Source organism: Paraburkholderia sp. 32 (genome assembly GCF_050435345.1).
In the GTDB taxonomy this organism is placed as follows: Bacteria; Pseudomonadota; Gammaproteobacteria; order Burkholderiales; family Burkholderiaceae; genus Paraburkholderia; species Paraburkholderia tuberum.
Map to the genome: position 1 here is coordinate 2,193,343 of NZ_JBNDKD010000003.1, position 26,931 is coordinate 2,220,273.

At 65.7% G+C, this 26,931-nt stretch carries 25 protein-coding genes and 1 riboswitch; of the genes, 7 read left to right on the forward strand and 18 right to left on the reverse strand.

The window, feature by feature from the left end; translation table 11 throughout:
* Window positions 1-4: 4 nt before the first annotated feature.
* The 4 genes from OKW26_RS32970 to OKW26_RS32985 form a co-directional block, all read right to left on the reverse strand.
* The gene (locus tag OKW26_RS32970) at window positions 5-1,237 is read right to left on the reverse strand and encodes a multifunctional CCA addition/repair protein (RefSeq protein ID WP_429347403.1); all 1,233 of its coding nucleotides are present in this window, start codon (window positions 1,235-1,237) and stop codon (window positions 5-7) included.
* On the reverse strand, window positions 1,234-1,887 hold the full coding sequence (locus OKW26_RS32975; protein WP_184065809.1) for a glutathione S-transferase family protein: 654 nt from the start codon (window positions 1,885-1,887) through the stop codon (window positions 1,234-1,236). Before OKW26_RS32975 ends, OKW26_RS32970 begins: the two co-directional genes overlap by 4 nt.
* 27 nt (window positions 1,888-1,914) lie before the next feature.
* Window positions 1,915-2,868 (reverse strand): complex I NDUFA9 subunit family protein, encoded by a 954-nt coding sequence (locus OKW26_RS32980; RefSeq protein ID WP_429356279.1) that lies wholly within the window; start codon window positions 2,866-2,868, stop codon window positions 1,915-1,917.
* Between the two features lie 82 nt (window positions 2,869-2,950).
* Complete coding sequence (locus OKW26_RS32985) at window positions 2,951-4,918, reverse strand: transglycosylase SLT domain-containing protein (RefSeq protein WP_429356280.1); 1,968 nt, start codon at window positions 4,916-4,918, stop codon at window positions 2,951-2,953.
* A gap of 20 nt (window positions 4,919-4,938) precedes the next feature.
* Here OKW26_RS32985 and OKW26_RS32990 point away from each other — a divergent pair, with 20 nt between their 5' ends.
* On the forward strand, window positions 4,939-5,538 hold the full coding sequence (locus OKW26_RS32990; protein ID WP_429356281.1) for a 5-formyltetrahydrofolate cyclo-ligase: 600 nt from the start codon (window positions 4,939-4,941) through the stop codon (window positions 5,536-5,538).
* A gap of 51 nt (window positions 5,539-5,589) precedes the next feature.
* Here OKW26_RS32990 and OKW26_RS32995 read toward each other — a convergent pair whose 3' ends face one another.
* Complete coding sequence (locus tag OKW26_RS32995; RefSeq protein WP_018418717.1) at window positions 5,590-6,102, reverse strand: winged helix DNA-binding protein; 513 nt, start codon at window positions 6,100-6,102, stop codon at window positions 5,590-5,592.
* Window positions 6,103-6,312: 210 nt separating this feature from the next.
* Between OKW26_RS32995 and pxpB the strand changes: the two genes are divergently transcribed.
* From pxpB to OKW26_RS33020, 5 genes are all read left to right on the forward strand, one after another.
* Window positions 6,313-6,966 carry a 5-oxoprolinase subunit PxpB gene (gene pxpB, locus OKW26_RS33000; protein ID WP_429356282.1) on the forward strand — a complete coding sequence of 218 codons (654 nt, stop codon included), beginning with the start codon at window positions 6,313-6,315 and terminating at the stop codon, window positions 6,964-6,966.
* A complete protein-coding gene (locus tag OKW26_RS33005; RefSeq protein ID WP_090802578.1) occupies window positions 6,963-8,015 on the forward strand; it encodes a biotin-dependent carboxyltransferase family protein in 1,053 nt (350 codons plus the stop codon). The genes pxpB and OKW26_RS33005 overlap by 4 nt, the downstream gene beginning before the upstream one ends.
* A 20-nt stretch (window positions 8,016-8,035) precedes the next feature.
* On the forward strand, window positions 8,036-8,788 hold the full coding sequence (gene pxpA / locus OKW26_RS33010; protein WP_429356283.1) for a 5-oxoprolinase subunit PxpA: 753 nt from the start codon (window positions 8,036-8,038) through the stop codon (window positions 8,786-8,788).
* Between the two features lie 278 nt (window positions 8,789-9,066).
* On the forward strand, window positions 9,067-9,834 hold the full coding sequence (locus tag OKW26_RS33015; protein ID WP_184065840.1) for a DUF969 domain-containing protein: 768 nt from the start codon (window positions 9,067-9,069) through the stop codon (window positions 9,832-9,834).
* Window positions 9,831-10,787, forward strand: a complete 957-nt coding sequence (locus OKW26_RS33020; RefSeq protein WP_187612724.1) for a DUF979 domain-containing protein — start codon at window positions 9,831-9,833, stop codon at window positions 10,785-10,787. The genes OKW26_RS33015 and OKW26_RS33020 overlap by 4 nt, the downstream gene beginning before the upstream one ends.
* Window positions 10,788-10,852: 65 nt before the next feature.
* Here OKW26_RS33020 and OKW26_RS33025 read toward each other — a convergent pair whose 3' ends face one another.
* From OKW26_RS33025 to OKW26_RS33080, 12 genes are all read right to left on the reverse strand, one after another.
* The gene (locus tag OKW26_RS33025; protein ID WP_429357150.1) at window positions 10,853-12,103 is read right to left on the reverse strand and encodes a TraB/GumN family protein; all 1,251 of its coding nucleotides are present in this window, start codon (window positions 12,101-12,103) and stop codon (window positions 10,853-10,855) included.
* Window positions 12,096-13,115, reverse strand: a complete 1,020-nt coding sequence (locus OKW26_RS33030) for a peptide ABC transporter ATP-binding protein (protein ID WP_090802569.1) — start codon at window positions 13,113-13,115, stop codon at window positions 12,096-12,098. The genes OKW26_RS33025 and OKW26_RS33030 overlap by 8 nt, the downstream gene beginning before the upstream one ends.
* Window positions 13,112-14,116: an ABC transporter ATP-binding protein gene (locus tag OKW26_RS33035; RefSeq protein ID WP_429356284.1), complete on the reverse strand. Its 1,005-nt coding sequence runs from the start codon at window positions 14,114-14,116 to the stop codon at window positions 13,112-13,114. The genes OKW26_RS33030 and OKW26_RS33035 overlap by 4 nt, the downstream gene beginning before the upstream one ends.
* Window positions 14,117-14,118: 2 nt before the next feature.
* Window positions 14,119-15,036 (reverse strand): ABC transporter permease subunit, encoded by a 918-nt coding sequence (locus OKW26_RS33040; RefSeq protein ID WP_090802566.1) that lies wholly within the window; start codon window positions 15,034-15,036, stop codon window positions 14,119-14,121.
* 6 nt (window positions 15,037-15,042) lie between these two features.
* Window positions 15,043-16,053, reverse strand: a complete 1,011-nt coding sequence (locus OKW26_RS33045) for an ABC transporter permease subunit (protein ID WP_090802564.1) — start codon at window positions 16,051-16,053, stop codon at window positions 15,043-15,045.
* A 141-nt stretch (window positions 16,054-16,194) separates the two neighbouring features.
* Window positions 16,195-17,826 carry an ABC transporter substrate-binding protein gene (locus tag OKW26_RS33050; protein WP_429356285.1) on the reverse strand — a complete coding sequence of 544 codons (1,632 nt, stop codon included), beginning with the start codon at window positions 17,824-17,826 and terminating at the stop codon, window positions 16,195-16,197.
* 205 nt (window positions 17,827-18,031) lie between these two features.
* A complete protein-coding gene (locus OKW26_RS33055; RefSeq protein ID WP_429356286.1) occupies window positions 18,032-19,690 on the reverse strand; it encodes an ABC transporter substrate-binding protein in 1,659 nt (552 codons plus the stop codon).
* Window positions 19,691-19,848: 158 nt separating this feature from the next.
* Window positions 19,849-20,679, reverse strand: coding sequence for a methylenetetrahydrofolate reductase [NAD(P)H] (gene metF / locus OKW26_RS33060; protein WP_184035098.1), 831 nt, complete (start codon window positions 20,677-20,679; stop codon window positions 19,849-19,851).
* A gap of 11 nt (window positions 20,680-20,690) precedes the next feature.
* Window positions 20,691-21,044 carry a phage holin family protein gene (locus OKW26_RS33065; RefSeq protein WP_090805530.1) on the reverse strand — a complete coding sequence of 118 codons (354 nt, stop codon included), beginning with the start codon at window positions 21,042-21,044 and terminating at the stop codon, window positions 20,691-20,693.
* 173 nt (window positions 21,045-21,217) lie between these two features.
* Entirely contained in the window at window positions 21,218-22,636 is a 1,419-nt protein-coding gene (ahcY, locus tag OKW26_RS33070; RefSeq protein ID WP_184065849.1) for an adenosylhomocysteinase, read from the reverse strand.
* Between the two features lie 33 nt (window positions 22,637-22,669).
* A riboswitch (S-adenosyl-L-homocysteine riboswitch) is annotated at window positions 22,670-22,804 on the reverse strand.
* Between the two features lie 65 nt (window positions 22,805-22,869).
* Window positions 22,870-23,595: an LrgB family protein gene (locus OKW26_RS33075; RefSeq protein ID WP_429356287.1), complete on the reverse strand. Its 726-nt coding sequence runs from the start codon at window positions 23,593-23,595 to the stop codon at window positions 22,870-22,872.
* Window positions 23,592-24,083: a CidA/LrgA family protein gene (locus tag OKW26_RS33080; protein WP_429356288.1), complete on the reverse strand. Its 492-nt coding sequence runs from the start codon at window positions 24,081-24,083 to the stop codon at window positions 23,592-23,594. The genes OKW26_RS33075 and OKW26_RS33080 overlap by 4 nt, the downstream gene beginning before the upstream one ends.
* A gap of 112 nt (window positions 24,084-24,195) precedes the next feature.
* Between OKW26_RS33080 and OKW26_RS33085 the strand changes: the two genes are divergently transcribed.
* Window positions 24,196-25,164, forward strand: coding sequence for a LysR substrate-binding domain-containing protein (locus OKW26_RS33085; RefSeq protein WP_429356289.1), 969 nt, complete (start codon window positions 24,196-24,198; stop codon window positions 25,162-25,164).
* 66 nt (window positions 25,165-25,230) lie between these two features.
* Here OKW26_RS33085 and OKW26_RS33090 read toward each other — a convergent pair whose 3' ends face one another.
* A complete protein-coding gene (locus OKW26_RS33090) occupies window positions 25,231-26,892 on the reverse strand; it encodes a GMC family oxidoreductase (protein ID WP_429356290.1) in 1,662 nt (553 codons plus the stop codon).
* Window positions 26,893-26,931: the final 39 nt, after the last annotated feature.

Below are 26,931 nucleotides of genomic sequence, written 5' to 3' on the forward strand. Positions count from 1 at the left end.
GACTTCAAGCCAGCGCAGCCTCTACCGCACGTACGCGCTCCTCATGCACGGCGTCCTTGATGCCGGCCGGCGCATCGGCGAGCCGCTGCGCCACTGCCCCTGCATCCACGCCTCGCGCGGCCACCAGTGCAAGCCTCAGCCGCTCGGCCTGCGGGTACTCGCTCATCTCGAGGCCGAGCCGCCCGCGTGCATCCGACTCGCAGGCCTGCAGCGCCTCGGCGAAGCGCGCCGGCTTCCTGATCGCGTCGCTGCGCTCGAGCAGGCGCACCAGAGCCGCCGCCCCCATCTCCATCACGCGATGAATATTGCCGTGCTCGCGCGCGACCAGCACCGCCAGATCGCGGCACTCGTTCGGCACGCGCAGCCGCTCGCACAGCGGCTTCAGCAGATCGACGCTGCGGCCCTCGTGGCCGATGTGCCGCGGCAGCAGGTCCTCCGGCGTGGTCGCCTTGCCGAGGTCGTGCGTCAGCGCCGCGAAGCGCACCGGCAGCGCGTAGCCCTGCTGCGCGGCATGGTCTAGCACCATCATCACGTGGACACCGGTATCGACCTCGGGGTGATAGTCGGCGCGCTGCGGCACGCCGAACAGCGCGTCGATCTCCGGCAGAATCCGCGCGAGCGCGCCGCAGTCGCGCAGCACGCCGAACATCCGCGACGGCTTCTTCTCCATCAACCCGCGCGACACCTCCTGCCACACGCGCTCGGCCACCAGCGCATCGGCTTCGCCGTCGGCGACCATCTCGCGCATCAGCGCCAGCGTTTCCGGCGCGACCGTGAAATCGACGAAACGCGCCGCGAAACGCGCGATGCGCAGAATCCGCACCGGATCTTCGAGGAACGCGGCGCTGACATGGCGAAAAAGCCGCGCCTGCAAGTCAGCCTGGCCGTTGAACGGATCGATGACGGGGCCGGTCAGCTCGCCGTCCGGGCGCACCTCGCGCGCCATCGCGTTGATCGTCAGATCGCGGCGCGCGAGGTCTTCTTCGAGCGTCACGTCGGGCGCATAGAAAAACTGGAAGCCGTGATAGCCGGCCGCCGTCTTGCGCTCGGTGCGCGCGAGCGCGTACTCCTCCTGCGTCTGCGGATGCAGGAATACCGGAAAGTCCTTGCCCACCGGCCGATAGCCCTGCGCGACCATCTGCTCGGGTGTTGCTCCCACCACCACGTAGTCGCGGTCCTGCACCGGCACGCCGAGCAGCTCGTCGCGGACCGCGCCACCTACTGCATAGATATTCATGGGCATTCGTCTTGATAGGCGATCGCGTGCGTTTCGCGGCGCGAGGCGTCGATCCATGCATTGACCGCGGGCAGCTCGGTGAGCCGCTCGACATAGGCGGCTGCGGTCTCCGACAACGCCGGCTTCCACGTGTTGAAGCGCATCGCGACCGGCGCGAACATCGCGTCGGCAATGCCGAATTCGCCGAACAGGAACGGACCGCCGTAGGTCTCGAGGCAGTCGCACCAGATCGTCTCGATCCGCGCGATATCGGCGAGCGCGCCCGGCGTCGCGTTCTTGCCCGGGAACGACGCACGGATGTTCATCCACATCTTCGAGCGCAACTCGCCGAACCCCGAATGCATCTCGGCGCTGACGCTGCGCGCATGCGCGCGCGCCGCCGCGTCTCGCGGCCACAGCGCGTGTTGCGGGAAGCGCTCGGCGAGCGTTTCGGCGATCGCCAGCGAATCCCACACGGCCTGCCCGGCGTCGTCGATCAGGCACGGCACCTTGCCCGGTCCGCGCGGCGCCTGAGCGCGGATCTTCGCATTCGTGTCCGCTTCGTACAGCAGGATCAGTTCCTCGTCGAACGGAATGCCGAAGTGCGTGAGCAGCAGCCACGGACGCATCGACCACGACGAATAGTTCTTGTCACCAATCAGCAGTTTCATACTTGTTATCAGGTAGAGGGAAAGGCTTCAGCGTCCGGCGTTGGCGCGGAACGTGTCGAGTCGCGAACCCGAGGCAGCACCGGTCAGGTACGTCGGCACGATCGCTTCGATGCTGACCGGTTCGAGTCCGAGCTCGGGCGCGAGCGGCCCGCTCAGAATGTTGGCGACCTTCATCGAATCGAGATTGTCGCGCGAAATCACCGGTTCGCCCGGCGCCATTTCGAAGCTCAATGCCTGCAGGCGCGCGAGCGGCTCGGGCAGACGGATGATGCGCGCATGCTTGCCGATCACGTCGCCGCAGTACGAAACCAGGTCTTCGAGCGTGTAGACGGTCGGACCGCCGAGCTCGTAGGTGCGGCCGCTCGCGCCATCGAGATCGAGCACGTTGACGATCGCCTTCGCGACGTCGCCGACATAGACCGGTTGGAACTGCGCGTCCGGCATCGCGAGCGGAATGGCCGGAAACACGCGCTGCAGGAACGCGAACTTGTTCAGAAACGCGTCCTCGGGTCCGAACACGACCGACGGCCGGAAGATCGTCCACGCGACGTTGGCCGCATGCACGGCTTTCTCGCCGTCGGCCTTCGAGCGCGAATACATGCTCGGGCCGTTCGGATTGGCGCCTAGCGCGCTCAGATGAATCAGCCGATGCACGCCCTTGCCTTCGCAGGCGGCGACGATGCGCGTCGGCAGCTCGACGTGCGCATGCGCGAACTCTCGCCCATAGGGCTTGCCGCGTTTGCCGTTCAGGATACCGACCAGATTGATTACGCAATCGGCGCCCTCGACGAAGCGCGCGAGTTGCACCGGATCGAACACGTCTGTTTCGAGCACGTCGATCGGCAGCATGGTCAGATGTCGCGCGTTGTAGCGTCGCCGTGTGGCGACGCGCACGTCCTTGCCCGCCTCGACGAGCGCGTTGACGAGGTAGCTGCCGATAAACCCTGAACCGCCGATGACCGCGATGGCTTGATGTCGCATTTTTCGACTCCCTGATGGAAGCCGCGGCAACGGCTGGCGAAGCGCGCCGCAACCTCGAAGCGAGATTGCGGCGCCAAGGCGCTTACGGTGCGATGTAACCCAGGCGCGCCTTCAGCGATTGCGGACGGCCTTCGAACAATGCCGCGTAGTAGACCGTGTTGGACAACACATTTTTCACGTAGTCACGAGTTTCCTGAAACGGAATCGTCTCGGCGAAGACCGCGCCTTCGACCGGGCGCTGCAGCGACTGCCGCCAGTTGCGCGGACGGCCCGGACCTGCGTTATAGCCAGCGGTGGCCAGCACGGCGGACCCGTCGAACTGATTGTAGATCATCGCCAGGTAGTTCGTGCCGAGCAGGATGTTGGTGTCGATGTCGTTCATCTGCTCGCGCGACACCGGTCCCAGACCGATCTTCTTCGCGACCAGTTGCGCGGTGGCGGGCATCAGCTGCATCAGTCCGCCCGCGCCGACCTCAGAGCGCGCGTTGATGATGAAGCGCGACTCCTGGCGAATCAGCCCGTACGCCCACTCGACGTCGAGCCCGCTCGACTGCGCGTCCTGCTCGACGATGTTGCGGAACGGCGATAGATAGCGCAGCGAAAAATCGTGCTCGCTCTTCGTGCGGTCCGCGGTGTTGACGGTGCGGTCGTACAGCTCGATGCGGCGCGCGTACTCGGCGGCGGCGAGCAGTTGCCGGTCGGACATGTTGCGCAACGGCCAGTTCCATTCGCGATTGCCTTCGAGCCGCAGATTCAGCCCATAGAAGCGCTGCGCGAGATCGAAGCCCGGCGTGGTGCCGGCTTGCTGCACTTCGGCGTCGGTCACGGTGGTTTTCGGCGGCACGGTGATCTTCTGGCCGAGCTCTTCGAGCGCGAGCTGCCCGTAGAAGTTGAAGTTCGACGCGATCGACTGGAATTCCTGACTGGCCGTGGCCGTGTCGCCGGCCTGCTTCAGCGCGCGCGCGTGCCAGTACACCCACGACGGTTGCTTGCGCAGCGACTCGGGCATCTGCTCGATCGACCAGCGCACCATGTTCCAGTCGCCTGCGAGTAGCGCGCTGCGTGTGCGCCATTCATACGCGGGATTCGACAGCGGCGCGTTGGCCGACAGCCGGAACCAGTCGACCGCGCCAGGCATCTGCTTGAGCGCGCCCTGATAGCCGATCGTGCCCCAGCCGATCGCGCGCTCCGGCGAATTCAGCGACGGCGCGACCGACGCGAACGTGGCCGCGGCCATGGCCGGATCGTTGCGCGCCATGCGCGTGATGGCGAGCAGCGCCAGTTGATGCGATTGCGCATCCGGTCCGACGCCGCGCGCGAGCAATAGCGGCGGCGCATTGGTCGCCTGGCTGAACAGCACCGGGTCGGGCGGCTGGTCGCCGAGCGCGTCGACGAGCTTGCTGCCGGTACTCGTGTAGTTCTGTTCGTACGCGAGACGAATTTGCGCCCAGATGTCGTCGGCGCTGAACTGGTGGTTCACGCCGAGCACCGTGATCAGATCGACGCAGCCGTCGCCGTACCACTTCGGCTCGACGAGCAGCGCGCGCGCCGCGTCCGCGACGTTCTCGCCGCGCGACGCGCGCGATTCGAGCGCGTAGCACTTGACCTGAGTGTCGTCGTCGAGCACGAACTTCGCGTACTGCTGGTCGAAGTTGCGCCAGTCGTGACGCGTGCCGAGCACCGTCAGGTAGTCGTTGCGCATGCGATCGGCGATCGCCTGGCCGTCGTACTTCTGCAGGAACGCGAGCACGGGCGCGTCCGGCGCGTCGATGCGCGCATGGCCGGTCGAATCGAACAGCTGCGGCTTGATCTGGAAGTACTCCAGATACGAGGGCGCCGGATAATTCGGGATCATGCTCGCGAGCTGGGCTGCGCGCGCCGCGTCGTTAGTACGCGAGGCTTCGCGAAGCTGGACGAAAATCTGGTCGTCGTTCGTGAGTTGCGAGATCGGAAGGGGCTTGACGGCCGAGGCAGTGCTGCAGGCCACGAGTGCCGCTGCGGCAAGCGCGATACTGGCCGCGCGATATACTCGAAAAAGGCGTTTTGACATCGTTGTTTCTGGAGCGCGAATTGGACCCAAGCATAGCATGCAACCCTGTCCCGGCAACGAAAAAGGCGCTGCGCCGGAGGTTGCTGGAAAGCCGTCTGCAAGCGGCTTCCGAGCCGGCGAAGAATGCCGCGCTCGGGCGTCGGATGCTCGACGCGCTGAAGCACTACGCGGTACGCAGCGCGGGATTCTACTGGCCGCTTGCCGGCGAGTTCGACGCGCGCGGCGCGATTGCGCTCTGGCTTGCCGCGGACTCGCACCACGAAGCCAGTCTGCCAATCATTAAAGAACGTGGCATGGCGCTCGAATTCCATGCCTGGACGCCCGCGACGCCGATGAAAATCGGCCATCACAAGATTGCCGAGCCCACCTCGGGGCGCGTGGTGCTGCCCGAGCTGCTGTTCGTGCCCTGCGTGGGTTTCGACTCGGACGGCTACCGCCTCGGCTACGGCGGCGGCTATTACGACCGCACGCTGGCCGGCTGGCCGGCGGCGCACAAGCCGATCACGGTCGGCATCGCCTACGAAGCGTGCCGCACCGACACGCTGGAACGCGAGGCGCATGACATTGCGCTCGATCTGATCGTCACGGAGGCGGGGTTTCATCCGGCGCTGCCGGGCTGAACGCGCGATGCGCGGCGTGTGACGCGCCGGCGCTTGCGCGGTGTTTCGTCGTTACAGTGAAGCCGCCGCGCGCGCCGCCGTGTCGTACAGGCCCGACGCATTGCGCATCAACTGCGCGGCCTCGCCGATCTGCTGGTTGGTCAGGCCGCTTTCCTTGAGCGTCGAGATCAGGCAGTTTTCGCGCACCTCGCGATACTTCAGGCATAGTTCGCGGCCCGCGTCGGTTGCGGAAAAGAACACTTCCTTGCCGGTCTTTTCGCTTTTTACGTACCCTCTAGCTACGAGCTTTTTCAACGCGTACGTCGCGACGTGCGTGTCCTCGATGTTCAGCACGAAGCAGATGTCCGCGAGCTTCTTGCGGCGTTCGCGATGGCTCACGTGGTGCAGCAGCGACACTTCGATCGCGGTCATGTCCTTGTCGCCGGCCGCCGACATGCAGCGCACCATCCAGCGGTTGAACGCATTGCCTGCCATGATCAGCGCGTATTCGAGTTCCGAGAGTTCCGCGCTGCTCTCGGAGACGAGATGTTCCGACGAAACGATCTTGGTGGGATGACGCGTCATACGAGGTTCCCGTGACGAAAATGGGCTGGAAAAGTGTCGCAAGTGTACGACGATGCTCGCCACCGACGAGCCTGGCAAAAACGCTTATTGGTAAATCGTCAATATTTTATTGATAATGTACGCTCCAAACGTCGCCGACTCCGTGCCGGGCATGCGCCAACGCACCGCGCTGTCCGCCTCATCCTCCGACTCGATCCGGGCCGCCCAGTCATGAGCCAACCACGAATTTTTCCCCTCGGCGATGCCGCGCTCGTCTGCGAAGCGCCGCCGCCCGCCACGCTGGAGTGCCAGCAGCGCGTGTGGGCTGCGGCCGAAGCCGCGCGCGACTGGCCGCAGGTGCTCGAAGTCGTGCCCGGCATGAACAATCTGACGCTCGTGTTCGACCCGCTCTCGACCGACGCCGACGCGCTCGGCGAGCAGTTGCTGACGGCCTGGAACGCAGCGGCCAAAGCCGTCGCGCCCGGGCGCGACGTCGAGATTGCAGTGCAGTACGGCGGCGCATTCGGCCCCGATCTGCGGGCGGTCGCCGAACATACGGGCTTGAGCGCGCGCGAGGTCGTCGAACGTCATGCGGGCGGCGTCTACGTGGTGTTCTTTCTCGGCTTCCAGCCCGGCTTCGCCTATATGGGTGGGCTCGACACCGCGCTGCACACGCCGCGCCGCGCGTCGCCGCGGCTCGAGGTGCCGGCGGGCTCGGTCGGCATCGGCGGCGAGCAGACTGGCATCTATCCGGCGGTGTCGCCGGGCGGCTGGCAGCTGATCGGCCGCACCGAGGTGCCGCTGTTCGATCCGGCGCGCCGTCCGCCCACGCTGCTGCAGCCCGGCGACCGGGTGCGCTTCACGATCGCGGGGATGCACGCATGATCGACGTGATCCGCGCGGGTCTCCAGACCACGATCCAGGACCTCGGCCGCCACGGCTATCGGCATCTCGGCGTCGCGATGGGGGGGGCGCTCGACCGGCTGTCGCTCGAAGTCGGCAACCGGCTGGTCGGCAACCGCCCCGACGCGGCCGGCCTCGAAATCACCTTCGGCCCGACCGCGCTGCGCTTTTTGCGCGCGACGCGCGTCGCGATCACCGGCACCGAGTTCGGCGCGACGCTCGACGGCAAACCCGTCTATTCGTTTTGGAGTCTGCCCGTGCAGGCCGGCCAGGAGCTCGTGCTGCACGCGGCGAAGCGCGGCATGCGCGGCTATGTCTGCGTGGCGGGCGGCATCGACGTGCTGCCGATGCTCGGCTCGCGCAGCACCGACCTTGCCGGCCATTTCGGCGGACTCGGCGGCCGCGCGCTCAACGACGGCGACCGTCTGCCGGTCGGCGCGCCGCAGCAGCGCGGCCACCTCGGCTTCACGCCCGAGGCGCCCGAGTTCGGCGTGAAGGCGCCCGCCTGGTGCAAGTTCGTGCTGGTCAACGAGCCGCTGCGGCGCGGTCGTCATCCGTCGGGCGTGCCGTGGGCCATACCGATCCGCGTGCTGCGCGGCCCCGAATACGACAGCTTCACTGCGGATGCACAGCAGTCGTTCTGGTCCGACGAGTGGCTCGTGACGCCGAACAGCAACCGCATGGGCTATCGCCTTGCCGGCACCGAGCTGAAGCGCACGCACAAGACTGACCTGCTGTCGCACGCGGTACTGCCCGGCACGATCCAGGTGCCCCCGAACGGTCAGCCGATCGTGCTGATGAGCGACGCGCAGACCACCGGCGGCTATCCGAAGATCGGCGCGGTGATACAGGCCGATCTGTGGAAGCTCGCGCAGGTGCGCCTGAACGGTGCTGTCCGTTTCATCCCGACGACGCCCTACGAAGCGCGCCAGGCTTTGCTGGAAGAACGCACGTATCTGCGGCAGATCGATGCCGCGATCGCGATGCATGAAGAGCGTTGCGCGCGCCGGGTGGCGCTCGCGGCGCTGTGACACTAAGTAAAGGAATCCCCATGGAAATCGATCTGAACGCCGATCTCGGCGAAGGCTGCGGCTCCGACGAGGCGCTGCTCGACCTCGTGAGCTCGGCCAACATCGCATGCGGCTGGCATGCGGGCAGCCCCAACGCGATGCGCGACTGCGTGCGCTGGGCCGTGCAGAAAGGCGTGTCGATCGGCGCGCATCCGAGCTTCAACGATCCCGAGAATTTCGGCCGCAAGGAAATGGAGCTGCCGGCGGGCGAGATCTACGCGGGCGTGCTGTATCAGCTCGGCGCGCTGTCGGCGATCGCGCAGGCCGAGGGCGGGCGCATCGCGCACGTAAAGCCGCACGGCGCACTGTACAACCAGGCCGCGCGCGACGCGAAGATCGCTGACGCGATCGTCTCCGCGGTGCACGATTTCGATCCGTCCGTGGCGGTGTTCGCGCTCGCCAACAGCGGGCTCGTGAGCGCCGCGCGCAACGCGGGCCTGACCGCGATCGAGGAAGTGTTCGCCGACCGCGGCTATCGCGCCGACGGCTCGCTCGTGCCGCGCAAGGAGCCGGGCGCGCTGCTCGACGACGAGGACGAAGTGCTCGCGCGCACGCTCGTGATGATCCGCGAGCAGCGCGTGAAAGCCGTCGACGGACAGTGGGTGCCGTTGAACGCGCAGACCATCTGCCTGCACGGCGACGGCCCGCATGCGCTGGCGTTCGCGCGACGCATTCGCGGCGCGCTCGCCGACGCCGGCATCGAAGTGCATGCGGCGGCCGCCGCGCGCGTCTGAGCGTTCGCCTCACCGTCCTAGCCACTGCGCGCGTCGCTCCGATCCGGCGCGCGTGACCGATCCAGCGCCCCGCACCCATGCGGGGCGATTGCCAGCCGCGGCATCAATCGCGATGCCCGCTGCAAACCCACGGATGCCGACGCGCATTCACGGGGCAGGTAAAGAGAGTTCGACGCGGCCGCAGAGCCGCGGCGGCACGCCGGCGCATGAGGCCGCATGCACCGGTTCACGTCAGCCGCCACCCGCGGCGAAGTTGAATAGCCTCTTTGGAGATCCTGATGCAGACAACTGTCAGTCTATGGCCGCTCATCGGTGTGGCCGTCATCATCGTTGGCTTTCTGTTGCGCTTCAATCCGATGCTGATCGTGGCCGTCGCCGCGATCGTCACCGGTTTCGCGGCGCACTTCCCGCCGGAAAAAATCCTCGCGCTGATCGGCACCGGCTTCATCAAGACGCGCAACATCCCGCTGATCATCCTGCTGCCGCTCGCGGTGATCGGCCTGCTCGAACGACACGGCCTGCGCGAGCGCGCGCAGGCGTGGATCAGCAGCATCAAGGCGGCGACCGCCGGACGTCTGTTGATCGTCTATCTGCTCGTGCGCGAGCTGACCGCCGCGGTCGGCCTGACCGGGCTCGGCGGCCATCCGCAGATGGTGCGTCCGCTGATCGCGCCGATGGCCGAGGGCGCGACCGAGAACCGCTTCGGCAAGATCGGCGACGCGGTGCGCTTCCGGCTGCGCGCATTCTCGGCCGCAACCGACAACGTCGGCCTCTTTTTCGGCGAGGACATCTTCGTCGCGTTCGGCGCGATCGTGCTGATGACGACTTTCCTGAAGGAAGCGGGCATCGTCGTCGAGCCGATTCACGTCGCCGTGTGGGGCATTCCGACCGCGATCAGCGCGTTCATCGTGCATGGCTTCCGGCTCTGGCTGCTCGACCGCCGGCTCGAGCGTGAATTGCGCGGCAAGGCGCCGGGCGGCAGTTCGAGCGCGACCGCCGCATCGACGCCGCCGTCGGCCACGCGTGCTACCGGAGACGAAGCATGACCTTCACGATCACCTATCTGTTCTGGTTGCTCGGCATCGTGCTGCTGATCGTCGGCGGCATGATCGTCACGGACCGCGAGCATCCGCGCCGCCTCACCGCGGGCGGCTTCTGGATTCTTTACGCGCTGATCTTCCTGATCGGCGACCGGCTGCCGCCGGCCGTGGTCGGCGGCGCGGTAATCGCGATGGCGCTGATCGCGGGCTTCGGCGGCGTCACCGCGGGCAAGCCGAAGACGCTGTCGCTCGAAGCACGTCAGGCGAGCGCCGCGCGACTGCGCAACAAGCTGTTCGTGCCCGCGCTGACGATTCCGGTCGTCACCGTGATCATCACGCTCGCGGCAAGCCATCTCGTGTTCGGCGGTGTGCCGTTGATCGAGAAGGCCAACGTCACGCTGATCGGCTTCGGTCTGGGCTGCGTGATCGCGCTCGCGATCGCCTGTGTGATCACGCGCGACACGGTCGGCCAGTCGATGAAGGAAGCGCGCCGCCTCGTCGATGCGCTCTCGTGGGCCGCGGTGCTGCCGCAGATGCTCGGCATGCTCGGTCTGGTGTTCTCGGACGCGGGCGTCGGCAAGGCGGTCGCGCACGTGACCACGTCGTATATCAGCCTCGAGTACCGCTTCGTCGCGGTGGCCGTGTACTGCATCGGCATGGCGCTGTTCACGATGGTGATGGGCAACGGCTTCGCCGCGTTTCCGGTGATGACGGGCGGCGTCGGCGTGCCGATCCTCGTCGGCGTGTTCCACGGCAACCCGGCCGTGATGGCCGCGATCGGCATGTTCTCCGGCTACTGCGGCACGCTGATGACGCCGATGGCCGCGAACTTCAACATGGTGCCGGCTGCGCTGCTCGAATTACCCGACAAGAATGCGGTGATCAAGGTGCAGATTCCGACGGCGTTGATGCTGCTGGTGATCAATATCTTTCTGTTGAATTTCTTGATGTTTTTGTAGGGCTGCTGACAAGCGCGTCGTTTTGACAACCGGGATGTGAGCAGACGCAAACGGTCTTGCGCCGATCAACTCGCCTCGACCACGAAGCCGTGCTGCCGCAACAACTGCAGCACGCCCTTCGGCCCACCCAGATGCAATGCGCCGATCGCGACGAACAGCGGCTTGTTCGGCGCGGCGAGCTGCAACATTCTCGCGACGAAGCGGCGATTGCGCTCGTAGACGATCCGGTTGTCGATCGAATTGGAGACGCGCGGGTCGCGCGCGAGCTTCTCCGATTTGGCAGCCTGCCACGCGGCGATCGCATCGGCATCGCCGACCCGCCACAGCCGGTGCAGCGTGCGCACGTCCTCGACGTTCTGCGCGGGCGTCTGCACCAGATCCTGCGCGAGCATCTCCCGCTGCTGCGCGGCCGACAGTCCGGTGAACGCGCGCATCTGTTGCGCGAGCGTTTCGAGTCCGACGATCTTGCCGCGCGTCTTCAGATAGACGTTCTGCAACTGCGCTTCGGTGCCGTATTCCGTTTGCAGACCCGCGGACAGCGAGTCGTAGGTCTCGACCACCAGCGACGCGAGCCACGGCCGCATCTTTTTGATCGCATCGAGCGCGGCCGGGTTGCCGCGCAACCGCAACGCGAGCTTGTGCCACAGCGGCTCGGGCAGCAGACCCGGCAGGCAGTCGTGCTTGCACACGCCGTACTTCGACACGTCGTCCTGCGACACCAGCAGCTCGTCGGGCGACAGTTCGAGCGCGAGCGTCGGCGACGCGGCGAGCGCCGCGAGGATCGGCGCGCGGAACGGCTGCCCCGCCGGATAGTCGGCGGGATCGCCGACGTGCAGCGTGCCGAGCACGTAGATCGTCGTACTGCCGCGCGTCGCGACATAGAACGGCATGCGCGCCGGTTGCAGACGCACCGGTCCGCTCGCGGTGGTGCCGGGGACCGGAGGCGGCGCAATCGACGGCGGTGGCGTAGCTGGCACCGTGACGGCAGGACGGGCCGCCTGGGCTGGTGCCTTGGCCGCCGCGCCGGCCGCGTGAGCGATGCAGGGTACGGCCGCGCCGACCGACAGCGCGCAGCCTACGCGAAATAAAGCGGACAGCGACGCGGGAAGAAATACGGAGAAAAAGGCGCGCGCGAGCACGTGAACAAACGCGCAGAGAAACGTGCGAAAAAACTTGCCGGCGAACCTTCCAGCAAATGCGCCGCAGGGCGCGGCGCCTCCCAGCGCACGCGCCCCGCGGCGCCGCGCGAAGGCGGCTATCCAGCCGCCCTCACACAAGCGGCGCGCAAGACGACGCGCCGCCACCACATCAGGCATCCACGTCCCCCACCTCTTCAGCGCGGTGACAGGAGACCAGGCGGCCATCCACTTCTCGCAGCTTCGGCTCCTCGCTGCGGCAGCGGTCGATCACGTACGGGCAGCGCTGATGGAACGTGCAGCCCGACGGCGGATTCAGCGGCGACGGCATTTCGCCTTGCAGCTTGATCTTGATCGTGCGGTCGGCCTCGAAGATCGACGGGGTCGCCGACATCAGCGCGCGCGTGTACGGATGGCGCGGCTTCGAAAAGATGCGTTGCTTGTCGCCGAGTTCAGCGACGCCGCCGAAGTACATGACCATCACGTCGTCGGCGATATGCTCGACCACCGACAGGTTGTGCGAGATGAACACGTAGCTCGTCTTGAACTCGTCCTGCAGGTCCATGAACAGGTTCAGGATCTGCGCCTGGATCGAGACGTCGAGCGCCGAGACCGGTTCGTCGGCGACCACGATCTGCGGATCGAGGATCATCGCGCGCGCGATCGCCACACGCTGACGCTGGCCGCCGGAGAACATGTGCGGATAGCGCTTCGCGTGCTCGGGCCGCAGGCCGACCGTGCGCATCATCTGCGCGATGCGCTCGGCGCGCTCGGTCGCGCTCATCTGCGTGTTGATCGCGAGCGGTTCGCCGAGCGTCTGCTCGACGGTCTTGCGCGGATTGAGCGACGCAAACGGGTTCTGGAACACCATCTGCACGCGGCGCCTGAGCGCCGCGATCTTCTCGTGATTCGCGCCGGCCACGTCCTCGCCGTCGATCAGCAGGCGGCCCGCGCTCGGCGTTTCGATCATCGTCAGCTGACGCGCGAGAGTCGACTTGCCGCAGCCGGACTCGCCGACTACCGCCAGCGTCTTGCCGCGGTCGAGCGCGAACGACACGCCGTTCAGCGCCTTCACCGTGCCGTGCGCGAACATGCCGCGCTTGACCGTGTAGTAGCGCGCGAGCTGGTCGGCGACGAGCACGTGATCGCCAGTACGATCCGACTGGCGACGGGTTTCGGGTACTGCGCTCATCGGGCGCCTCCTTGCGTGTGAACGTTGGCGTCCTTATCGAGGTTCAGCGGCTTGATGCAACGCACGCGCGTGAGCTCGGCGTGCGCGGGCAGCGGCGCGAGCGCGGGGCGGGCCTTCATGCAGTCGTCGACCACGTACTTGCAGCGCGGCGCGAACAGGCACCCCTTGGGCCGGTCGTCGCGGCCCGGCACCATGCCCGGCAGCGCCGCGAGCCGCACCGCGCCGACGTTGTGCTCGGGAATCGCGGCCAACAGTGCTTCCGTGTACGGATGATGAGGCGCGGCGAAGATGTCCGGCACCTTGTTCGTCTCGATCACCTCGCCCGCGTACATCACGGCGACGCGCTGCGCGACCTCGGACACCACGGCCAGATCGTGCGAAATCAGCACGAGCGCCATGCCGCGTTCCTTCTGCAGGCGCATCAGCAATTCCATGATCTGCGCCTGGATCGTCACGTCGAGCGCGGTGGTCGGCTCATCGGCGATCAGCAGCTTCGGGTTGCAGGCGATCGCCATCGCGATCATCACGCGCTGGTTCATGCCGCCCGACATCTGATGCGGAAACGAGCCGATGCGGTTCTTCGCGTCCGGAATGCCGACCTGGTCGAGCAGTTCGAGCGCGCGTTTGTCTAGCGCGCCGCCGCGCAGGCCCTCGTGCAGCTTCAGCACTTCCTTGATCTGATAGCCGACCGTGTAGCTCGGGTTCAGGCTCGTCAGCGCGTCCTGGAACACCATCGCGATGTCCTTGCCGATGATCTTGCGGCGTTCCCTCGCGGAAGCCTTCAGCAGGTTCTTGCCGTCGAACGTGATTTCGTCGGCGGTAACCTTGCCGGGCGCGTCGATCAGGCCCATCAGCGCCATCATCGTCACGCTCTTGCCCGAGCCCGATTCGCCCACCACGCCGACCACTTCGCCCGGCGCGACGTCGAGATTGATGCGGTCGACCGCGGGCAGGCCACCGAAGTTGACCACGAGATTGCGGATGGTCAGTAAGTTGCTCATGGTCAGGCCATCCGTTTCAGTTTGGGGTCGAGCGCGTCGCGCAGCCCATCGCCGAGCAGGTTGATCGCAAGCACCGAGATCAGGATGGACAGGCCGGGCATCGTGACGATCCACCATGCGCTGTCGATGTAATCGCGCGCCGACGCGAGCATCGCGCCCCACTCCGCCGACGGCGGCTGCACGCCGAGGCCGAGGAAGCCGAGCGCGGCGGCATCGAGAATCGCCGACGAAAAGCCAAGGGTTGCCTGCACGATCAGCGGCGCGGTGCAGTTCGGCAGCACCTGCGAGAACATCAGCCGCAACGTGCTCGCACCCGCGACGCGTGAAGCGGTCACATACTCCTTCTGCAACTCGCCCTGGGCGGACGCGCGCGTCAGACGCACGTAGCCCGGCAGCGCGACGATCGCGATCGCGAGCATCGTGTTGACGAGACCCGGACCGATGATCGCGACCACCGCGACCGCGAGCAGCAGCGACGGCAGCGCGAGCAGCACGTCCATGATGCGCATGATCGGGGTGTCGGCCCATTTCTCGAAGAACGCGGCGACGAGGCCGAGCACGACGCCCGGAATCAGCGCGAGGACCACCGAGACGAAGCCGATCCAGAACGACAGCCGCGCGCCGTACATCAGACGCGAAAGGATGTCGCGGCCCGCTTCGTCGGTCCCGAGAATGAACTTCCAGTTGCCGCCGTCGAGCCATGCCGGCGGGATCTTCACGGAGTCGCGGTATTGCTCGATCGGGCTGTGCGGCGCGATCAGCGGCGCGAAGATCGCGATGAAGACCAGCACCAGCACGATGATGCCCGCGCCGACCGCACCGCGGTTGCGCGAGAAGTTCGCCCAGAATTCGCGTGCCGCGATGCCGCGGCCGCTCGGCGGGGTAACCGCTTGGGGGACGGTGTTTTGAATGTCAGCCATCGTGATTTACCTCGTATGGCGAATGCGCGGGTTGAGCACGCCGTACAGCAGATCGACGACGAGGTTCACGACGATCACCAGCGTGGCGATCAACAGGATACCGCCCTGCACGACCGGATAATCGCGCCGGCCGATCGCGTCGATCAGCCACTTGCCGATGCCCGGCCATGAAAACAGCGTTTCGGTCAACACCGCGCCCGCAAGCAGTGTGCCGACCTGCAGGCCGATCACGGTGACGACCGGAATCAGCGCATTGCGCAGCGCATGCACGACGATCACGCGTCCCGGCGAGAGCCCCTTCGCGCGCGCTGTGCGGATGTAGTCCTCGCGCAGCACTTCGAGCATCGACGAGCGCGTCATGCGCGCGACGACCGCGAGCGGAATCGTGCCGAGCACGATCGCGGGCAGGATCAGGTGACTGAGCGCGGATTTGAACGCGCCTTCGTCGGTGGACATCAGCGAGTCGATCAGCATGAAACCGGTCACGTGCGGAATGTCGTATTCGACCGCGATGCGGCCCGACACCGGCGTCAAGCCGAGCTTGACCGAGAACACCATGATGAGGATCAAGCCCCACCAGAAGATCGGCATCGAGTAGCCGGTCAGGGCGGTGCCCATCACGCCGTGATCGACCACCGTGCCGCGCCTCAGCGCCGCGAACACGCCCGCCGGCAGGCCGACGATCAGCGCGAACAGCATCGCGCAGAACGACAGTTCGACGGTGGCGGGAAAGCGCGCGAGGAATTCGCCCATCACGCTCGTGTTGGTGATGATCGAAGTGCCGAGGTCGCCGTGCACGGCGCGCACGATGTAGTGGAAGTACTGCATTGGCAAGGGCTCGTCGAGCCCGAGGCGGTGCATCGCGGCCGCATGCATGGCCGGATCGACGCCGCGCTCGCCCATCATCACTTCGATGGGGTCGCCCGGGATCAGGTGAATCAGCGCGAACGCGAGGATCGTGATGCCGATGAATGTCGGTATCACCATGCCGATGCGGCGCAAAACGAAGCGGAACATGGTTCGCTCCCATGGTACTGGTGATGAAAAAACGCAACCGGCGACGAGGGCTCGTGACCCCGGTCGCCGGACCATTTCGACCAGTTTTCTAACCGTGCGAAAAGTGTACTGTGTTGCGGCGTACTTTTTGAACTTTACGGATTACTTGACGCTGACGCCGTCGAAGCGCGCGTAGCCGAGCGGTTCGATGCGCATGTCGACCACCTTCTTGCTGACCGGCTGATAGACGGTCGAGTGCGCGATCGGCGAGAACGGCAGTTGCTGCGCGAAAATATATTGCGCTTCGCCGTAGATCTTCGTGCGCGTCGCCACGTCCGAAGTCGTGCGGCCCTTCTGGATCAGATCGTCGAACGGCTTGTAGCACCACTTCGAGAAGTTGTTGCCGTTGATCGCCTCGCAGCCGAGCAGCGTGCCGAGCCAGTTGTCCGGATCGCCGTTGTCGCCGGTCCAGCCGATCAGCATCGTGTCGTCTTCGCCCGCGTGCGCGCGCTTGATGTACTCACCCCATTCGTACGTGACGATCTTCGCCTTCACGCCGATCTTCGCCCAGTCCGCCTGGATCATTTCCGCCATCAGACGCGCGTTCGGGTTGTACGCGCGCTGCACCGGCATCGCCCACAGCGTGAGGTCGAAGCCGTTCGGGTAGCCCGCCTTCGCGAGCAGATCCTTCGCCTTGGCCGGATCGTACGAGGCGGCCGGCAAGTTCTTGACGAACGACCATTGCGTCGGCGGCATCGGGTTCGTGGCCAACTGGCCCGCGCCCTGGTAGACCGACTCGATGATCGCCTTCTTGTTGATCGCCATGTCGAGCGCCTGACGCACTTCGAGCTTGTCGACCGGCTTGTGCGTCACGTTGTACGCGAGATAGCCGAGGTTGAAGCCCGGTTGCGACGGCATGTCGATGTTCGGCTCGGCCTTCAGCGGCGCGATGTCGGCCGGGCGCGGATAGCTCATTACCTGGCATTCGTCGCGCTTGATCTTCTGCACGCGCACGCCGGCATCCGGCGTGATCGAGAAGATCAGCTTCGAGATCTTCACCGCGCCCGGCTTCCAGTAGTCGGGATTGCCGTCGAAGCGGATCGTCGCGTCCTTCGTGTAGCTGCGGAAGATGAACGGACCGGTGCCGACCGGGTACTGATTGATGTCGGCGGCCTTGCCTGCCTTGAGCAGCTGATCCGCATATTCAGCCGACAGGATCGACGCGTATTCCATCGCCAGATTCTGGATGAACGGCGCGTTGACTTCCTTCAGCGTGAACTTGACCGTGTACGGGTCGACCTTCTCGACGCTCGTGATCAGCTTGTCGAGGCCCATGTCGGTGAAGTACGGGAACTGCACCGGATACGCCTTGCGGAACGGCTGGTTCGGGTCGAGCATGCGCTGGAACGAGAAGACCACGTCGTCCGCGTTGAATTCGCGCGTCGGCTTGAAGAACGAGGTGGTCTGGAACTTCACGCCATGACGCAGATGGAACGTGTAGGTCTTGCCATCGGGCGACACGTCCCACTTCTCCGCGAGGCCGGGCTCGACCTTGGTGCCGCCGCGTTCGAACTCGACGAGGCGGTTATAGACGGTGAACGTGTTGGCCGTGAAGTCGACGCCCGTCGTGTATTGGGCCGGATCGAAACCCGCGGGACTGCCTTCCGAGCAGTAAACGAGGGTTTTGTTCGGGATCCCAGCGGCCTGCGCGCTCGTGACGCCAAGCAGGGATGCCGCTGCGGCAGCGACGAGCGTGGACCTACGCGCGACGCGCAACAGATTGTTTTGCTTCATGTTTCCTCCAGGTTCAGGGCCGGCTTGCGCCGGCGTAGCGGGATATTACTTGAGCTTGGGCCGGCTACCAAGCGGAGCAAAATCCCTCTGTTGACGACAGGAAACACTTCGTGCAAACGTTTTGCCACGGTTTTGTCACGGGCCGGGCGGGCTCATTCGAGCCGCCCGGCGACGAATGCGGCGCAAAAAAACGCGCCGCGCCCGCTTATTTCACCCCAACCCCCAGGAATTGCGTCGGCCCGAACGGATCGATCTTGAAGCCCGTCACGTTCTTGCTGATCGGCTGATAGACGGTCGAATGCGCGATCGGCGTGAACGGCACCTGGTCCTTGAAGATCTCCTGCGCCTGCGTATAAGCCTTGGTGCGATCGGCCATGTTGGTGGTGCTGCGGCCCTGCTTGATCAGATCGTCGTAAGGCTTGTAGCACCACTTCGAGAAGTTGCTGCCGTTGACCGCGTCGCAGCCAAGCAACACGCCGAGCCAGTTGTCAGGGTCGCCGTAGTCACCCGTCCAGCCGATCAGCATCGCCTGATGCTCGCCGGCGTGCGCGCGGCGAATGTACTCGCCCCATTCGTACGTGACGATATTCACCTTGACGCCGATCTTCGCCCAGTCCGCCTGCAGCATTTCGGCCATCAGGCGCGCGTTCGGGTTATACGGGCGCTGTACCGGCATCGCCCACAGCGTCAGCTCGAAGCCGTCGGGGTAGCCCGCCTGCTTCAGCAGCGCTTTCGCTTTGTCGACGTCGTAGGGCGCGTCCTTCAGGTTCTTGTCGTAACCCCATTGCGTCGGCGGCATCGGGTTGGTCGCGAGCTGGCCCGCGCCCTGGTAGACCGCTTCGATAATCGCCTTCTTGTTGACCGACATGTCGAGCGCGCGGCGCACGAGGACGTTGTCGAGCGGCTTTTTGGTCGTGTTGTACGCGATATAGCCGAGGTTGAAGCCCACTTCGCTTGGCATCGCGAGCGACGCATCGGCCTTCACGGTGGGGATGTCGGCCGGGCGCGGATAGGACATCACCTGGCATTCGCCGCGCTTCAACTTTTGCAGGCGCACGGCCGGATCGACCGTGATCGCGAAGATCAGCTTGCCGAGCTTCGCGACGCCCGGCTTCCAGTAGTCGGGATTGCCGTCGAAGCGGATCGTGTCGTCCTTCGTATAGCTGCGGAAGATGAACGGACCGGTGCCGACCGGGTACTGGTTGATGTCGGACGCCTTGCCCGCCTTCAGCAGCTGATCGGTGTATTCAGCCGACAGGATCGACGCGAACGGCATCGCGATCTGCTGCAGGAACGGCGCGTCGACTTCCTTCAGCGTGAAGCGCACCGTGTACGGATCGACCTTCTCGATTTTGGCGATGTTCTTCGCGAGACCGAGGTCGTTGAAATACGGGAAATTGACTGGATACGCCTTGCGGAACGGGTTCTCGGGATCGAGCATGCGTTCGTAGGTGAACACGACGTCGTCCGCGTTGAATTCGCGGGTCGGCTTGAAGTACGACGTGGTCTGGAATTTGACGCCGTGGCGCAGATGGAACGTATAGGTGAGGCCGTCGGGCGACACGTCCCACTTTTCGGCGAGTCCTGGCTCGATGTCCGTGCTGCCATGCGCAAATTCGACGAGCCGGTTATAGACCGTGTACGAGCCGGCGCTGAATTCGACGCTGGTCGTGTATTGCGCGGTATCGAAACCCGCCGGGCTGCCTTCGAAGCAGAACACCAGCGTCTTGTCGGGCAGCGTGGCCGCCTGCGACGCGGCGGGCGCGAGGCCGCTCGTGGCGACCGCGAGCGCGGCGAGCGCCGGCAGGCAGAACTGGTGAAGCGCGAACAGCCGGTGTGTCGCAGTCTTTCTTGTCACTGTCATATCGTCCTCCGCACAGCAGCCGGGTTAGCTGCGTTTCGATGATAGACAGCCCAAAAATGAGCTTCAACAGGGACTTACCACGCTATTTGGGACAAATTTGCGACCCATGCCAGACTGGCGGGGACCGCGCGGCCGTTGCGGCCGCGCGGGCATCGCAATTACACGGCGAGCCGTTCGCAGATCGCCTTGGTCGACGCGGCCGCGTTCAGCGTATAGAAGTGCAGACCCGGCACTTTCGCGTCGAGGAGCCGTTGACACAGAGCCGTCACCACGTCGAGCCCGAACGCGCGGATCGACTCGCGGTCGTCGCCGAAGCTCTCTAGCCGGCGCGCGATCCAGCGCGGCACTTCGGCGCCGCACATTTCGGAGAAGCGCATCAGCTGCGAGAAGTTCGTGATCGGCATGATGCCGGGCACGATCGGCACGTCGACGCCGAGCTGGCGCGCATCGTCGACGAAACGGAAGTACGCGTCCGCGTTGAAGAAGTACTGCGTGATCGCCGAGTTCGCGCCGGCTTTCACCTTGCGCGCGAAGTTTTCGAGATCGTGACGCGGCGAGCGCGACTGCGGATGGTATTCCGGATAGCCCGCCACCTCGATCCAGAACCAGTCGCCGAACTCGGCACGGATGAAGCTGACGAGCTCCGACGCATAGCGCAGCTCGCCGACCGCGCCCATGCCCGAGGGCAGATCGCCGCGCAGCGCGACGATATGGCGGATGCCGTACGCGCGGTACTCGTTGAGGATCGCGCGCAGGCTGTCCTTCGACGAGCCGATGCACGACAGATGCGGCGCCGCCTCGAGCCCTTCCTTCGCCATGTCGACGACGGTATCGAGCGTGCCTTGCTGGGTCGAGCCGCCGGCGCCGAACGTGACGGACACGAACTTCGGTTTGAGCGACACGAGTTCCGCGCGCGTCGCGCGCAGTTTGTCGATGCCTTCCTGCGTTTTCGGCGGGAAGAATTCGAATGAGAGTTCGATCGGATTCATAGTCAAAAAGGTCAACCGAGACTGCGGTTGCCGAAAATGAGCGCGGACAGTAGCCACGACACGATGCTGTACAGGATCGAGCCGAAGAACGCCGACCAGAAGCCCGACACCTCGAAGCCCTTCAGCAGCGACGCGCACAGCCAGAAGCACAGCGCATTGACGACCAGAATGAAGAGTCCGAGCGTGAGGATCGTGACGGGCAGCGTCAGCAGGATCAGCAGCGGCCGCAGCAGCGTATTGATGAGGCCGAGCACGATCGCGACGATCAGCGCGGTACCGAAACTACGGATATGGATCGACGGAACGATGTAGGTGATGATCAGCAGCGCGAGCGCGTTGATGAGCCAGGTCAGCAGCACGGTCATGTAGAACTCCTTGTAAGCACCTGTGCGGAGAAGATGTCCAGCAAACGAAAAGCCGCGCTGGCGAACAAAGCGGCGCATTGCGCGCCGCCCCGGGATCGGACCGTCAAGCTTTTACCGCCGCCCGCGTGGCCGGGCGCGCGAACGCGCGCATCGAGCCGCGGACGGCCGCGTGCTTAATAGCGGTAGTGGTTCGGCTTGAACGGACCGTTCTTGTCGACGCCGATGTAGCCGGCCTGCGCGTCGGACAGCACGGTCAGGTTCGCGCCGATGCGCGCCAGATGCAGACGCGCGACCTTCTCGTCGAGATGCTTCGGCAGCACGTACACCTTGTTTTCGTACTTCGCGCCCTGCGTGAACAGTTCGATCTGCGCGAGCGTCTGGTTCGTGAACGAGTTCGACATCACGAACGACGGGTGGCCCGTCGCGCAGCCGAGGTTCACGAGGCGGCCTTCGGCCAGCAGGATCACGCGCTTGCCGTCCGGGAAAATGATGTGGTCGACTTGCGGTTTGATGTTTTCCCACTGGTACTGACGGGTCGACGCGACGTCGATTTCCGAGTCGAAGTGGCCGATGTTGCAGACGATCGCGTTATGACGCATCGCCTTCATGTGATCGTGGTTGATCACGTGGTAGTTGCCGGTCGCGGTCACGAAGATGTCGGCCTTGTCGGCCGCGTATTCCATCGTCACGACGCGGTAGCCTTCCATCGCCGCTTGCAGCGCGCAGATCGGATCGATTTCGGTGACCCACACGGTCGCGCCCAGACCGCGCAGCGATTGCGCGCAGCCCTTGCCCACGTCGCCGTAACCGGCCACGACCGCGATCTTGCCCGCGATCATCACGTCGGTCGCGCGCTTGATGCCGTCGACGAGCGACTCGCGGCAGCCATACAGGTTGTCGAACTTCGACTTCGTGACCGAGTCGTTGACGTTGATGGCCGGGAACGGCAGGCGGCCTTCCTTCTCCATCTGGTACAGACGGTGCACGCCGGTGGTGGTTTCTTCGGTGACGCCCTTGATCGCCGCGAGGCGCTTCGAGTACCACGTCGGGTCGATCTCGAGGTGCGCGGCGATCGACTTGTACAGCGCGACTTCTTCTTCGTTGGTCGGCCTGGCGATCACCGAGCGGTCTTTCTCGGCCTTCGAGCCAAGGATCAGCAGCAGCGTCGCGTCGCCGCCGTCGTCGAGGATCATGTTGGCGAACTCGCCGTTCGGCCATTCGAAAATGCGGTGCGAGAACTCCCAGTATTCATCGAGCGATTCGCCCTTGAACGCGAACACCGGCGTGCCGGCCTGCGCGATCGCGGCGGCGGCATGGTCCTGAGTCGAGAAGATGTTGCACGAGGCCCAGCGTACGTCCGCGCCGAGCGCGGTCAGCGTCTCGATCAGCACGCCGGTCTGGATCGTCATGTGCAGCGAGCCGGCGACGCGCGCGCCCTTCAGCGGCTGCTGCGCCTTGTACTCATCACGGGTCTGCATGAGGCCGGGCATTTCGGTCTCGGCGATCGTGAGTTCCTTGCGGCCCCAAGCGGCGAGCGACATGTCGGCGACAACGTAATCCAGCTTCTGGGAATCGATGACTGCGGCGTTCATCACGCCCTCCTTTCTAAGAAATTGACTAGAAATGTGACGTGAGCGCGGTTTGAGGCAGCGTTCGGATTCGCGCGATGCGCATTCCATGCTGCCAATTGAAGCCTTCGAGCCTGGCGGGCGGCCGGCGAATGCGGATTCGCGGTACCCGTCGCAACGCTCCTCGAAGACGAACGGCGATTGTAGCAAATCGAGATGACTTCGGCGCGTGCCGGATGGTGCGGCAGCGCGCTGGTTCAGATCGGCAGCAGCCCCAGCATCGGCGCGAGCAGCACCATGGCGACGCCGGCGATCATCATCGTCAGGCTGGACACCACGCCCTCCTCGCTGCCGAGCTCGCGTGCCTTCGCGGTGCCGACGCCGTGCGCGGCCGCACCGAACAGCGCGCCGCGCGCGAGCCGCGTGCGCAGCGGCACGAACGCGAGCACGATTTCGCCGAACAGCATGCCGCAGACGCCGGTCGCGATCACGAACAGCGCGGTCAGGTCCTTCGGCGCGTGAATCCTGTCGGACACGGCGAGCGCGAATGGCGTCGACACCGAACGCGTCATCAGGCTGCGCTGCAAGTCCGGCGACAGGTGCAGCAACTTCGCGAGCATCAGCGAGCCGCCGACGCCGACCAGAATGCCCACCGTCACGCCGACGGACAGCGAGATCCAGTGGCGCTTCAACAGTGCGCGGTACTCGTAGATCGGCACGGCGAACGCGACCGTCGCGGGGCCGAGCAGCCACATCAGCCAGCGTGTGTCCTCGAAGTAAAGCGAATACGGAATGTGCGCGAGTACGACGATCGCGACGAGCGCGGCCGGCACCGTCAGCATCGGCGTGAGCCACGGCGAGCGCACGCGCGCATACAGCGCCTTCGACGCGAAGTACAGCGCGATCGTCAGCACGAGGCAGCCGGCCGCGATCAGGCGCGCGGCGTCGTCGGCCAACAGCGAAGCGAACGGGAGCGGGTTCATCGGCGCTCGTGCGACAGACTGCCTGCCTTACGCGCAACCCGCACGCGGCGCAGCGCGAAACGCCGTTCGACGCGCGCGGCCTGATCGACAGCGAACGCCACCGCGACCATCACCATCAGGGTGCCGGCGATCACCACTAGCGCGAGGCGCCAGCCGTCCGCGCGGAACAGGCCGCCGTATTGCACGGCGGCGACCGCCGCCGGAATGAAGAACAGCAGCATGTCGGACAGCAGCCAGTCCGCGCCGGCCTTGACCCAGCGCGGCGCGATACCTCCGCAGAACAGCAGCGCGAGCAGCGCGACGAGGCCGACCACGCCGCCCGGCACCGGCAGATGGAGCCGCCGCACGATGAAATCGGCGCCGATCCAGAGCGCCGCGATCGCGGCGCTTTGCACGGCGATGCGTGCGACACGGCCGAAGCCACCCGCGTCTCCACTTGAGCCGCCACCGGCGGGACGGGCGGAACGGGTGAAAACTGGCGCGGACATGACATCCCCTGGCTGGCGTGGAAGGCATTTAGTATGGGGCCCGCCGCGCCATAAATAAAATGACTTACAATCATCGAAACCATTCCGAACTGGAATTCTGGAGACCACGCTCATGGAACTCCGCGCGCTGCGCTATTTCGTCGAAGTGGTCCGTCGGCAAAGCTTCACCGTCGCCGCTGAGCAGATGTTCGTCACGCAGCCGACCATCAGCAAGATGGTCAAGTCGCTGGAAGACGAAATCGGCTCGCCGCTGCTGCTGCGCGACGGCCGCCAGATGGTTCTCACCGACGTGGGCCGGATCGTCTATCAGCGCGGCCAGGACGTGCTCGCCGCGCACGCGCAACTGCAGGCCGAGCTGAACGATCTCGACACGCTCGGGCGCGGTGAACTGGCAATCGGCATTCCACCGATGGGCGGTGCGCTCTTCACCCCCGCAATCGCCGCGTTCCGCCAGCGCTATCCGAAGATCGAGCTGAAGCTGTTCGAGCAGGGCTCGCGCGCGATCGAAGCCGCGCTGATCAACGGTGAACTGGAACTGGGCGGTGTGCTGCAGCCGGTCGACCCCGACAACATCGACGTGCTGCCGATGTCGCGCGAGCTGTTGTGGCTCGTCGCGCGCGCCGGCTCGCGCTGGGATGCGTTGAACGAGGTGCCGCTCGCCCAACTCGCCGATGAGCCGTTCGTGTTTTACGGCGAAAGCCTCGCGCTGAACGACGTCGTGTTGAACGCGTGTCGCGCGGCGGGATTTGCGCCCGCGATCGTCGGACGCAGCGCGCATTGGGACTTCATGGCGGCGCTGGTGCTGGCTGGCGTCGGCATCGCGCTGCTGCCCGCGCCCTATTGCCGGCGGCTCGATCCCGCGCAGTTCACCTGCCGCCCGGTCGTCGAACCGGAGATCCCGTGGGAAATGGCGATCGGCTGGCGCCGCAACGGCTATCTGTCGCACGCGGCGCGCGCGTGGCTCGACGTCGCGCGCGAAACGCTGCCGACACACGCCAGCGACGATTTCATACTCGGACCGGGGATCGGCTTTAACGGAATCACAGCGCCGCAAGGAGCTCTGCCACCCTCAGGCGAGTGACGGGCGGCGGCCGGCCGCCGGCCGCGTTACGCCGCTCGCGTTTGCCGACCTCCTTGCAAACGGCGATCAAACCGCCTGCGCCGGCATGTCACCTGGGTTCGGGGGCGTCACCGTCGCCGACCTCCCCGCTCCGTCTCGCCGGCTCGTCGCGATCAACTCCGCCGCCCGTTCGCCGATCATCACCGTCGGCGAATTGGTGTTGCCGCCGATCAGGGTCGGCATGACCGACGCATCGACGATCCTCAACCCCGTCACGCCGCGCACGCGCAATTGCGGATCGACGACCGAGCGCGCGTCGCCGCCCATCCGGCAGGTCGCGACCGGGTGATAGATCGTGTCCGCGCGCTCGGCGATCGTCTGGCGCAGTTCCGCATCCGATTGCCCTGGCCGCGTGTACAACTCCTCGCCGCCGTGCAGCGCGAGCGACGGCGCGCCGAGAATGCGCCGCGCCATCTTCGCGCCCTCGACGAGCAGATCGAGATCGCGCGCATCGCTCAGAAAGCGCGGATCGATCAGCGGCGCGACACGCGCATCGGCGCTTGCGAGCGTCACGGTGCCGCGGCTATGCGGACGCAGCACGCATACATGCAGCGAATAGCCGTGGCCCCAGTGCATATGGCGGTTGTGATCGTCGACGATCGCCGCGCAGAAATGCAGTTGCAGATCGGGCCGCGCGAGCGTCGGCCGGCTCTTCAGAAAACCGCCCGCCTCGGCGACGTTGCTCGACAGCATGCCGCGCCCGTGGCGCATGAAGGTCACGAATTGCGGCAGCATCCGCGCGATGCCGCGCACCGAAAAACCGGTGGGCTCGATCGACCTCACGCGCTTGTTGATCGTGAAATCGATGTGATCGATCAGGTTCTGGCCGACCTCGGGCGCATCGTGAAGCACGTCGATGCCGAGCGAGCGCAGATGCGCGGCCGGCCCGATGCCCGAGCACATCAACAGTTGCGGCGAGTTGAACGCCCCAGCGGCGAGCACGACCTCGGCGCGCGCCGCGAGCGTTTCGGTGCGGCCGCCGCGCACGATTTCGACGCCGCTCGCGCGCTTGCGGTCGAACACGACGCGCAGCACGGTCGCGTCGGCCATCGTGTGCAGATTCGCGCGCGGCCGGTCGTAGATGTACGCGCGCGCGACGCTGCAACGGCGCCCGTCACGTTGCGTGACCTGATAGAAGCCGATGCCTTCCTGATCCGCGCCGTTGAAGTCGTCGTTCGCTTTGTAGCCCGCTTCGAGCGCGGCCTGCACGAAGCGCCTGGAAAACGGATTCCTGAAGCGCAGATCGGACACGGTCAGCGGACCGGCCTCGCCATGCCACGCATCGGCGCCGCGCTCGTTGTCTTCGGCGCGGCGAAAATACGGCAGCACCTCGGCCCACGACCAGCCGTCGCAGCCGAGCCGCGCCCACTCGTCGTAATCGAGCGGATGGCCGCGCGTGTAGATCATCGCGTTGATCGCGCTCGATCCGCCGAAACCGCGTCCGCGCGGCTGATAGCCCTGGCGACCGGCGAGCCCCGGCTGCGGCGTGGTCAGGTAGCCGTAGTTGGTCTTCAGTCTGTTCGGCACCACGGCCGCGACGCCGACCGGCATGTTCACCAACAGATTGCGCCCGGTATGCGGACCGGCCTCGATCAGCGCGATGGTCGCGTCGGGACAGCTATCCGCGAGACGGCTCGCGAGCGTGCAGCCGCCCGAGCCCGCACCGACGATGATGTAGTCGTATTGCATGCGCTCCTCCTGATGGGCCGCGTTGCTCGCGGACCCTGT